This is a genomic window from Sphaerospermopsis reniformis (assembly GCF_005402885.1).
Taxonomy (GTDB): Bacteria; Cyanobacteriota; Cyanobacteriia; order Cyanobacteriales; family Nostocaceae; genus Sphaerospermopsis; species Sphaerospermopsis kisseleviana.
In genome coordinates this window covers 1-10,173 of record NZ_BJCE01000198.1, presented here as the reverse complement: position 1 = coordinate 10,173, position 10,173 = coordinate 1, and the positions used below count along the sequence as shown (strand labels likewise).

The following is a 10,173-nucleotide window of genomic DNA, read 5'->3' as shown; positions in this document are numbered from 1 at the left end:
TGGTGTCTATGGCGCGGTGGAACCACACTGATCCCTTCCCGAACTCAGAGGTGAAACGCTGCTGCGGCGACGATAGTTGAGGGGTTGCCCTCTGTCACAATAGCTCGATGCCAGGTTTAATATTTAACAACAATGCCTCCTCTATTTATTTAGAGGGGGTTTTTGTTTTGGCGACTGTAGAAAGTTTATATTGAAGGTTAAGCCCAAAACAACGAAATAACGTAGGTTGGGTTGAGGAACGTTCGCGAAGCGTGCCGAAGGCATAACCCAACATTTACAAGGGTTTGTTGGGTTTCACTTCGTTCAACCCAACCTAGAAAAATCCTTAACCGAACAGTATTGGACTCTTGCTTATTGTCTCTTGCCTAGAGCGTAGTTCTATAATAGCATTTACCTAACTGGCTGTATTGGTATAAAAAAACGTAGCGCAAACCTCCAAAACTAGGTAAAAAACTAAAATAATACTACACAGGACTTACGCAACTGGCACATTGATAAGGTGCGTCAGAATAAATTTTGTAAATAAATAGATTCTTGCACCGTTCATGATGAATTTTACATGAGTGGCGATCGCACAAAACTTACCAATAATTAAAGAGTCATCACCAGTCACCAATCATAATATTGGGTGATTTGATGCAGTTTTTAATAAAGCAAACTCGGTGATGTTCTGCTATTGGATAGGGATTTTGAGGATTTGGTCTAAATTGTTCTATTAATTCCATTAAATTCTCACTTTCCTATTTCATCAATTGCCAAATTTTAACAGTTTTATCTGAACTACCACTAGCAAGAACTTTACCATCCGCACTCAGGGAAATAGAATTTACTACCCCAGAATGTCCTGTTAAAGTTTGTAAAACTTCACCTGTAGAAATATCCCAAATTTTAATAGTAGAGTCAGCACTACCACTACAGATAAATTCACAATTTGGACTCACAGCCAAAGATTTTACTTTATTTGTATGTCCATTTAAAGTATTTATTAACTTACCTGTACTTAACTGCCAAATTTTAATAGTAGAGTCAGCACTACCACTAAACAAATATTCTCCATTGGGACTGATAGCTATTGATGTAACTTCTCCTAAATGACCTGCAATAGTACGTAAATGATCACCTGTGCGGGGATTCCACAATCTAATTTTGTGATCTGAACTGCCACTAGCGAGAATTGTACCATCAGGACTTATGGCAACCGCGTGAACCTCCGATGAATGCCACAAAGTACAAATTCTTTCTCCTTTTTGTAAATTCCAAATTTTGATTTTATTACTGCCACTAGCGAGAATTTTACCATCGGGACTAATTGTGACTACATTAACTGGTTTTTGATGTCCTAAAAGTGTATGGATTAGTTTACCAGTGTTCAAATGCCATACTTTGACATTACTTTGTGGATGTTCACAACTACCCACAGCCAAAAAATTACTATCTGGACTGATAGCTACAGACGAAACAGCACCTAAATTTCCTGTGAGAGTGCGAATTAATTTACCTGTTTGTAGATTCCAAATATTGATGGTTTTATCTGCACATCCACTAACTAAAATCTCATGATCTGGACTTATTGCTACAGAAGAAACTTTCCCAGAATGTCCATTGAGAGTATAATTAAGATGCGCCATTCCCAAATTACGATTATTTTTCAGAATGGCTATTTCTTCTAAAAGACTCTCTACATAAACAAGATTATTGCTATCACCAATAGCGGCAAAATATTGTTTTAAAGTAGTGATATAATTCTCATCATCGATTTTCAATGCTAGTTGCATTGCCTTTAATGGGTGAGTGACTTCTGTTAATGATACTTGCCGTATTTGCAACCAGGTATTAATGGAGTAATCAACTTGTTCCTGTAACCAAAAAGAATTAGAAACATGAGATAAACTTTGAGCTAATTGTAAAGCAATTTCTGGAACTTTTAACCGTCTTTCATTTTTGAAAGCTTCGTAAAGTTGTTTATAACTATCAGTAATTACCTCTAAAACTTGTCTATCTATTCCTTCATTAATTAAACTTGGTAGCAATTTTGGTAACAAGGGAGGTACATCATAATGCACCAAGTGATAAACATCTGTCACCCAAGCAGTAACTAAACAATGAGAGGTAATTAAAACTTGATAAAGATATTCCCAGTCTTGGGAAGAAATTTCATATTCTACTGATAAATGACTAACATCTATTCCTTGAGATTGCCATTTTTCTATCTTCTCTAAAATTACCAAATTGCGGTTTTTCTCTTTACCTAAATCGTTAATTACTTCTAAATCTTGACCTAATGCTAACAATTGATTTTTAACATTTCTCCATTCTAAAGCCCGATTTTTAGCAGAATCTTGTAAAATTTGCTTATAGGGTAATTTAGAAATAGTTTTATAGTAATACTTATCTTGTCCTAATCCCCAATAACCAATGCGGAAATTTAGACAATCTCCATCTTTTTCTGATTCTAAAATTAAAGTAGGTTGGTTTTTTAAAGCACTAAATAAAGCCTTGATGCTAGATTCACTATGAAACCGTTTACTATCCCAAGCACCAGCTAAAAATTCTATGGGTCTTTCTTGATGATGCAAAGAATAATAATTATTGATAAATTCACGCAAACCTTCAGCTAATTTTAGTTCAATTTCATCAGTAAATTTTGAAGGTTGCACCTCAAATTTATCAAACTGTATTTGTGGTGCTGCTAACAAAACTTTTAATGGTGTGTGTTGATAATTAATAGAAGATTCTAAAAGTTGGGAAGGATATAATCTCAATGGCCAATTATCCAGAATTTTATGCACTTCTGGTAGTCTAATTGCTGTTTCTTTTTCTTGATTAGCTATTTTTAATTGTGTGGCATGATGGTAAACTGCTAATTGCTGTTGTTGGTTCAATTCAGTTTTAGTAATATCTAATTTTGTAACATTATCTACTGTGTGAATGAAATCTTGAATTACTTGAAAAATTGGCGAATTGTCTGTTTTTGAGTTACTTGATGTTTGCTTGTGGATGATGTTTACCATTACAGGTGCAAACTCTAACACCAGTTGAATGAGTAGATTTAATCCTGGTTGCATAAAAAAATCCTAATGACTATCTAATACAATTAATCCAAATCTTTTGTTAACTTAATTACACGAACTATGAAATTTCCACACAGGTAATTTTATTGACCTACTTCTACCTTTGATGATTGAGAAAATTAATACATATTCCCTATGCTACTATCTTAGGGCATAGTTTTGAGTGACTAACTAAAGATTACAATATAAATCAACTGATAGCAACCATAAGAATGTCAAACATCGGCTAAATTGACAACCTAGCTAATGTTTGACTAGCAAATTTCCATATATATTGAGGAATTTAGTTTGTTATTTTTATAAATTGGCCTGATTGAGTTGAGACTAATGTAAACTCTAAATTTTAGCTAATAGCTGCTATTTTTAGCTATGATTATTGTCTCAAATTCCTAATTTTTGGATAATTAGAATTTTATTCCTAGTTGTCCATTGAAACCGCGTATAGAATGGTATCCCGCACCGAGAAAAATATGTTTCGTGGCGTTTGCTTGTACACCACCGGAAAAAGCTACACCTTTATCTTCTGAATAGTAACCAACTCCAACGTAAGGAGAAATTACAGGTAAATTGATGAATTTTAAGACATCTGCACCTGTAGCACCGTCTTCACCTGTTCCTACTTCTACACCTAAACTTAATGCTTTAGCACCTACAGCGTAAGTAACGTCTCCATCTTTTCCACCGACGGAAACCCAAGGTTGGGGTACAATTTGTGCAGATGCTTGACTGGGGTTTAATAATACTAAGAAACCCAAGGATGTGATGAGTGTTTTGATAATAAATACTGGTTTCATTTTTATATCTCACGCAAAGACGCAAAGACGCAAAGAAAGAAAGGAAGTGATAGAGAAATAAAGACTAAGAAAAGCAAGGGTATGCTTTCCAAATATGACTATTGCTAGTACAACAGTTTATACGACGTATTGGAATAGCATAAGTGCCTGAATTTGAAAAAGACGCAAAAGAAGATAATTTCTCTCTGCGTCTTTTCGCTATCAACAGCTTTTACTTACTACATCCTTTCTAAAACTTTAATTCCCAGCAAATCTAATCCTAGTTTTAGGGTTCTTGCTGTTAAATAGCATAACATCAAACGTGATGTTTTGATGGGTTCTTCTGATTTCAGAACTGGGCAACTTTCATAAAACTTATTAAACTTACCACTCAACTGATACAAATAATCACATAAACGATTTGGTAACAAATCTTTCTCAACCTCATTAATTACTTGATCTAATAGTAATAGGTGTTTTGCTAAAGAAATCTCAGTTTCTTCTTGCAAAATAAAATGAGTCTTGATTTCTTCATTTTGCTTTTGGTCGTATTTGCCAAATAAGTTTTCCTTAAAATTTGCAAGCTTTCCGACCAGTTTCTTCCTTTCATCTACTTTGAGTAGATACCTGTAAATAAACCAGCTACTATAACTAATACCTACTAATTCAAATAAAGGAGATATTAATGGTATTTCATTAATTGCACTCAAAACATTAATTGCTATTTTGCTGGCTATTATTGATCCTATACTTATTCCTATAGGAACAATCATCTTCCGCCACTTCGCACTAACCTGTAAATTTTTAACGACTACATTATTTTTCAGATTTTCGGCTTCAATGCTACCTTTACGAGCAATGCTTTGTATTCTAGCATAAGCATATAGCATATAAGGTGCTGTATTGCCTTTCAGGTCAAGCATCTTATCATAGCTAAAAACATAATTGCTAGTGCGATTTTGGCTTAAATCGGCATATTTTACCGCACTAATACCAACGATATCAGCAACATTTTTAATAAATTGTTCTGTTTCTTCTCTACCTTCTTCTTTTAATCTTGCTTCTAAATCTGTTCGAGAGCGAGATATTGCTTCATCTAATAAGTCTTTTAACCGGACTGTATCCCCAGAACGAGTTTTAAATTTCTTCCCGTCATCTCCTAAAACTAAACCGAAGGGAACGTGAACAATTTCCACATCATTTGGTATCCAATCTGCTTTTTTAGCAACTTGGAAAAATTGAGCAAAGTGGTTTGCTTGTCCTGCATCGGTAACGTAAATTATCCGTTTTGCTTGATCTTCTTCAATTCTATAACGTAGTGCTGCTAAATCTGTGGTGGCGTAGTTATAACCGCCATCTGTTTTTTGAACAATTAAGGGTAAAGGTTCACCTTCTCTGTTAGTAAAACCTTCCAAGAAAACACATTTTGCTCCTTGGTTTTCTTCTACTAATCCTGCTGTTTCTAAATCTGCTACTACTTTGGGTAATAAGGGGTTATAAAATGATTCTCCTCTTTCAATTAATTTGATATCGAGTAAATCATAAATTACTTGAAATTCTTTTCTTGATTGTTCACATAATAGTTTCCAAGCATGAAGGGTATCTTCTGCTCCTGCTTGTAATCTTACGACTTCTTGACGTGCTGTTTCTTGAAAGTTTTCATCTGCATCAAATCTTTGTTTTGCTTGGCGATAAAAACTAACTAAATCTCCTATATCTAAAGCGTTAGCAGTAGTTAATGCTTCGGGGTAAACTTCCCGCAAATAAGCAATTAACATCCCAAATTGTGTACCCCAGTCACCGACATGATTTAATCTTAATACTTCATGTCCGCGAAATTCTAAAATCCGCGCAATACAATCACCGATAATTGTAGAACGTAGATGTCCTACGTGCATTTCTTTGGCAATGTTGGGACTAGAAAAATCAACTATTTCCTTTTGTGGGTTTTGTACTTTGGGAACTCCTAAACGGAGATCTGTTTTAATGGCGTTGAGTTGTGCTTCGAGATAGGATGTTTGTAATTTTAAATTAATAAAACCAGGTCCGGCAATTTCTGGTGGTTCGCAAATTTCTGATACATCTAATTTTTCTACAATAGCAGTGGCGATCGCTCTTGGTTGCATTCCCAATTTTTTACTCAAAGATAAAGCCACATTGGCTTGAAAATCACCAAATTTAGGATTACTTGCAGGTACTAAAATGGGATCTACTTGAGTATAATCTGCTCCAAATGCAGCCGCCAAAGCTTGTTGTAGTTTAATTTTTAGTTGTTCTTGTGTAGCTTTCATGTTCAAATCTTATTTGTTCTGATCTGTATTAAAGGTGCGATCGGCTGCTAGAAATTGTTATATTGCCAAATGCTTGATTATTTTAACTTGATAACAGTTAATTACGAATTACGAATTACGAATTACGAATTATTTTAACTGTTCAGTGTTTTAACCACTGTCATTCCTTGAATCCGCCAAGAACCTTGTTTGCGAATTAAATCATAACGCACCCGCAAGCGATCCTGAGAAGTCTGTTGAAATTGATTTCGTTGATAAAAGTGGGTAACTTCCCTTACTGTAGCTTCTACCACGGCATTATCTGACATATTGCTGGTTTGATTGACAAATTCTACCTTGACATCATGTTCATACTTGCGATAGCGTTTTTCCGCTATATCCTGCTTGACAATTGATTGCCATTGTGGTATTGCAGAAACAGTTAAAATTTCATTTAAACGATTAATTTGATGATCTGGACCAAAAACAGCGGCTTTAGTGGATAACCACTTTTCAATCACGTCCTGGGCGATCGCTGGTGTCAATTGACCTTCAGGTACTTCTGGTTTGCTGCTATTGGGTTCAGGAATGGTGACTGGTGGTTGATTCAATTCTATAGCCAAGGGTGTTCCCTGGACAGTTGGTTCGGGGAAAAACACATTGTTAAACCATCCCCAGACTGTAGAAACTAACAACCAAAAAACTAACAAACCTCCCATAGATAGAAACACCAGCCAAACTAAGCGAGTTTTTGCATCTAATGAGTTAGCAAAAGTGCGCCGTCGTCGAGCATGAGAATGTTGATGTTCCGAAACCAGACTTCGACTATTAACTGCAACGGGCTTGCACCTTCTACGCTTTTTAGTTTGACTCGTTACATCATAATTACCGGCATTGATTTGCTGGTAATATTCAGTTCCTGCCTCTTCTGCTGTCGCCGACGGTTCTGGCATTTCTGGGGTGTGACTGTTGCTGTATCGCCTAGAATGCCATTCTGGTGGAGAATAGTTAGCAGATTCGGGTACTTCGCTGGGTGCTGAGGTGTAAAACTCAGGATCAGGTGTATAGTTGTGATTTACTGTCCCATTACTAACCCCATGATTAATCCCATTACTAACATTGTGATAGCTGTGATAACGGGTACTATTAATTGTTGGTGAGGTAAAAAACTGTTTATTAATTGTAGTCCATTCATCAGTTGCTTGTGTATCTTTTGGTAAAGCTTCTAAATAAGCTTGTACCTGTTTATCAGCAAAATATTCTTTTAAAGAAGCTTGTTTTTTGACTAAATCTCGAAAATGAGGAAATACCTCTTGTTGTAACCAATGTTCACAGTACAAACACAATCCTGGTAACAAATCTGGGGAATCTTGAGATTTTTCCCGAATAATAGCTAAAGCTTCATATTCCTGACTTAGTTCCAAAACACGAGTTGCTTCTTCGGTTTGTCCAAGTAACAAAGCACAGAGAGACTGTTCTAAATGCACATCTTGGCGCTTACCAAGACGAATTAACATTTGCTTTGCCTGACGAATTAAAGCTGGTTGACGTTGGGCAAAACCCCTGGCGATTAGGGCATAAACTGCTAAATATGTAGACACAGCAGAAGGACGCTTACTTTCAGCTTCAAATAATTTATGCTGTTCTGCAACTGTCAAATGGTTGCGTAACTGTTGAATAAATCTCAGAAAATCATCTATATTTAAACCAGATTGGTCATTACCACTACCATCAATTCCACCCCGCTCTTCTAAAATACTGTGTAATAATTCTAAACCTTGACGGCGTTCTTTGGTTTTTTCTAGAGGTAGTTCCAACAACTCTAGAATTCTATAGGGGCGTAGCTTACACAGATCTGCGGCAATTTCCGCTTGCACATTAGGAAACAGACCTTCACGCATTAGTAATTCTTCCCCAGTTTCCAATGATATAGCAGCATTTTCATAATTACCTTGCTGCCATTGTTCCCGTCCCAGTTCCAAACAAGCTAAAGCCACTGTGAGAATAATATCTGGCAGTTCAGGACTGGCAAAAAATTCCTCACTGTTAAGATGAGATCCTATTTTCACCCCTGCGGGTTTATTTCTATTTACTAGGTGTGGACGACCTAGCTTCAGCACTAATTCGTATTCTCCCAACTCTTGGAGAAGCAATAAAGCACCCACTAATTCATCTGGGGCAATTTCGATGCTGAGACTTTGAACATCGTGATTGCGGTTAATGGTTTCGGTGCTGTTTTCTAATAGCGATGTTGCCCCAAGCCGATCTGGATTGTATGCTTGGGCTAGATAAGCCTGATCGTAGGTACTGCGTTCTCTGGGATTTGATAAAACCACGTAAGCTTCTTCTATGAGTTGTTTACGAGAGGATATAGCTGCAATGGAATATTCCCGTCTTGGCAATTGAACAATGCGATCGCTATAAGCTTGCCGCAATTGTTCCTCACTTGCCGCCAACGGTAGTCCTAAAATTCGGTAGTAATCAAGCGGAATTCGCACAGCCTACTTCCCCTGCACTGTGTTTACGTGGCATCTCCCAGAGACGGACATGATTAACCTAGAGCATTCCAGGCTTGTAAAACCGTGCCATAATCATAGCTTTAACAATACCGTGTATAATATACCAGTTGAGTGTATATCGTAACAGTTTTTTTTGTTTCTTGCTAAGAATAAATATATCCCCAGAATTATTTTCAGCTGTTGATTTAGCACAGCACCAGTATTTCCCCCAAGATATTACCTGATGCACTAGCCTGAAGTAAATTAGCTTTCGGTTATCATTGCCTTATGTATGTTTAATGTATCTTTGCCTTATTATATATATCTGCTAAATTATAGATATACTCTTATCAGACTTTTACATTTCAACACACAACTAAAGCTTTTGATAGTGGTAGAGATGTTGAACCAACTATAATATAAAATTCGTAATTTGTTTTAGCTGTTTACAGTGTCTTAGTAATAAAACTGCACTACAATTGATTAATCCTGATAACTTAATAACACAATATAGCACGATTAATTTTTTATGACCATTACTTAAGAAGGAGTAAATTTTTACACAAAAAATTTCAATGACTGTGGCAACACCAAGAAAGAGTAGGGAAGAAGATTTTTGAGGCAGACCTGATATTAAGATCAGAAAATTGTTAATGGCTATGCAGAAAAACGACTATTCTGATTGCTAACTTAAAGAGCGAACATAAAAAGCCACAGTTACGACACCAAAGACCAAAAATAGGCAATAAACATTAAAAAATGGCAAAATTACACCTTAACTATTCCATACCAATCTTTTTTAAGTCAGAAATGAAGATTTTATAGTTAGCAGATTGACTTTTACCAAGGCTGCCCTATTTCCAGCTAACATTATTAAGACTTGCTTACAGCAGATTACAGAGAAATGAGGTGGAGAATCTAATTTCAAGGTCAGATACTAAGGCCGTTTTACTCTTGACTCTTGACTCTTGACTCCTGTAAGGGCGAAGCATTCGGGCAACCCATGATCAATTTTTGTCCAAGGCTATTTTCCTGTAAGGGCGTTCGCGAAGCGTGCTGGAAGCATCAGCATTCGGGCGATAAATTATCAATTTTGATCACAGGTTATTTTCCGAATGCTTCGCCCCTACTTCGCCCCTAGTTCGCCCCTACGACTCCTGACTCCTGCTATAACTTTAAAACCGTAGCTTTAACTTTTACGACAGGGATACTTCACAATAATGGTTCAAGAACGCACGTTACCCAAATTTGATACTTCTACAGTCCAGATTACCAAAGCAGAAGGACTGGAATTATACGAAGACATGACTTTAGGGCGCTTTTTTGAAGACAAATGCGCCGAAATGTACTACCGGGGAAAAATGTTTGGTTTTGTCCACCTGTACAACGGACAAGAAGCCGTTTCCAGTGGTATTATTCGGGGAGCAATGCGACCTGGTGAAGACTTCGTTTCCAGTACCTACCGTGACCACGTTCACGCTTTGAGTGCAGGAGTACCAGCTAGAGAGGTAATGGCAGAATTATTTGGTAAGGCCACAGGATGCAGCAAAGGGCGCGGTGG

Annotated in this window: 5 protein-coding genes and 1 rRNA gene; 2 read left to right on the top strand and 4 right to left on the bottom strand. The window is 36.7% G+C overall.

The genetic code is table 11. The features are described from left to right. Positions 1 to 116, top strand: a 5S ribosomal RNA gene (gene rrf, locus FFR48_RS21135); the annotation flags it as partial. Positions 117 to 740: 624 nt separating this feature from the next. On the opposite strand, the gene FFR48_RS21130 is transcribed toward rrf, so the two are convergent. The 4 genes from FFR48_RS21130 to FFR48_RS21115 form a co-directional block, all read right to left on the bottom strand. Then, positions 741 to 3,065, bottom strand: a complete 2,325-nt coding sequence (locus FFR48_RS21130; RefSeq protein WP_137668736.1) for a WD40 repeat domain-containing protein — start codon at positions 3,063 to 3,065, stop codon at positions 741 to 743. Between the two features lie 410 nt (positions 3,066 to 3,475). After that, positions 3,476 to 3,865 carry a hypothetical protein gene (locus FFR48_RS21125; RefSeq protein WP_137668735.1) on the bottom strand — a complete coding sequence of 130 codons (390 nt, stop codon included), beginning with the start codon at positions 3,863 to 3,865 and terminating at the stop codon, positions 3,476 to 3,478. A 218-nt stretch (positions 3,866 to 4,083) separates the two neighbouring features. Further along, positions 4,084 to 6,135 (bottom strand): arginine--tRNA ligase, encoded by a 2,052-nt coding sequence (gene argS / locus FFR48_RS21120; protein ID WP_137668734.1) that lies wholly within the window; start codon positions 6,133 to 6,135, stop codon positions 4,084 to 4,086. Positions 6,136 to 6,269: 134 nt separating this feature from the next. Next, the gene (locus tag FFR48_RS21115; RefSeq protein ID WP_137668733.1) at positions 6,270 to 8,612 is read right to left on the bottom strand and encodes an IMS domain-containing protein; all 2,343 of its coding nucleotides are present in this window, start codon (positions 8,610 to 8,612) and stop codon (positions 6,270 to 6,272) included. A gap of 1,220 nt (positions 8,613 to 9,832) precedes the next feature. Between FFR48_RS21115 and FFR48_RS21110 the strand changes: the two genes are divergently transcribed. Continuing rightward, a partial coding sequence (locus tag FFR48_RS21110; RefSeq protein WP_236104136.1) for a thiamine pyrophosphate-dependent enzyme occupies positions 9,833 to 10,173 on the top strand: 341 nt, incomplete at its 3' end.

What these genes read in the sequence shown, in the direction of transcription:
- FFR48_RS21130 (WP_137668736.1), bottom strand. Translation starts at nt 3,065, where the DNA reads ATGCAACCAGGATTAAATCTACTCATTCAACTGGTGTTAGAGTTTGCA.
- FFR48_RS21125 (WP_137668735.1), bottom strand. Translation starts at nt 3,865, where the DNA reads ATGAAACCAGTATTTATTATCAAAACACTCATCACATCCTTGGGTTTC.
- argS (WP_137668734.1), bottom strand. Translation starts at nt 6,135, where the DNA reads ATGAAAGCTACACAAGAACAACTAAAAATTAAACTACAACAAGCTTTG.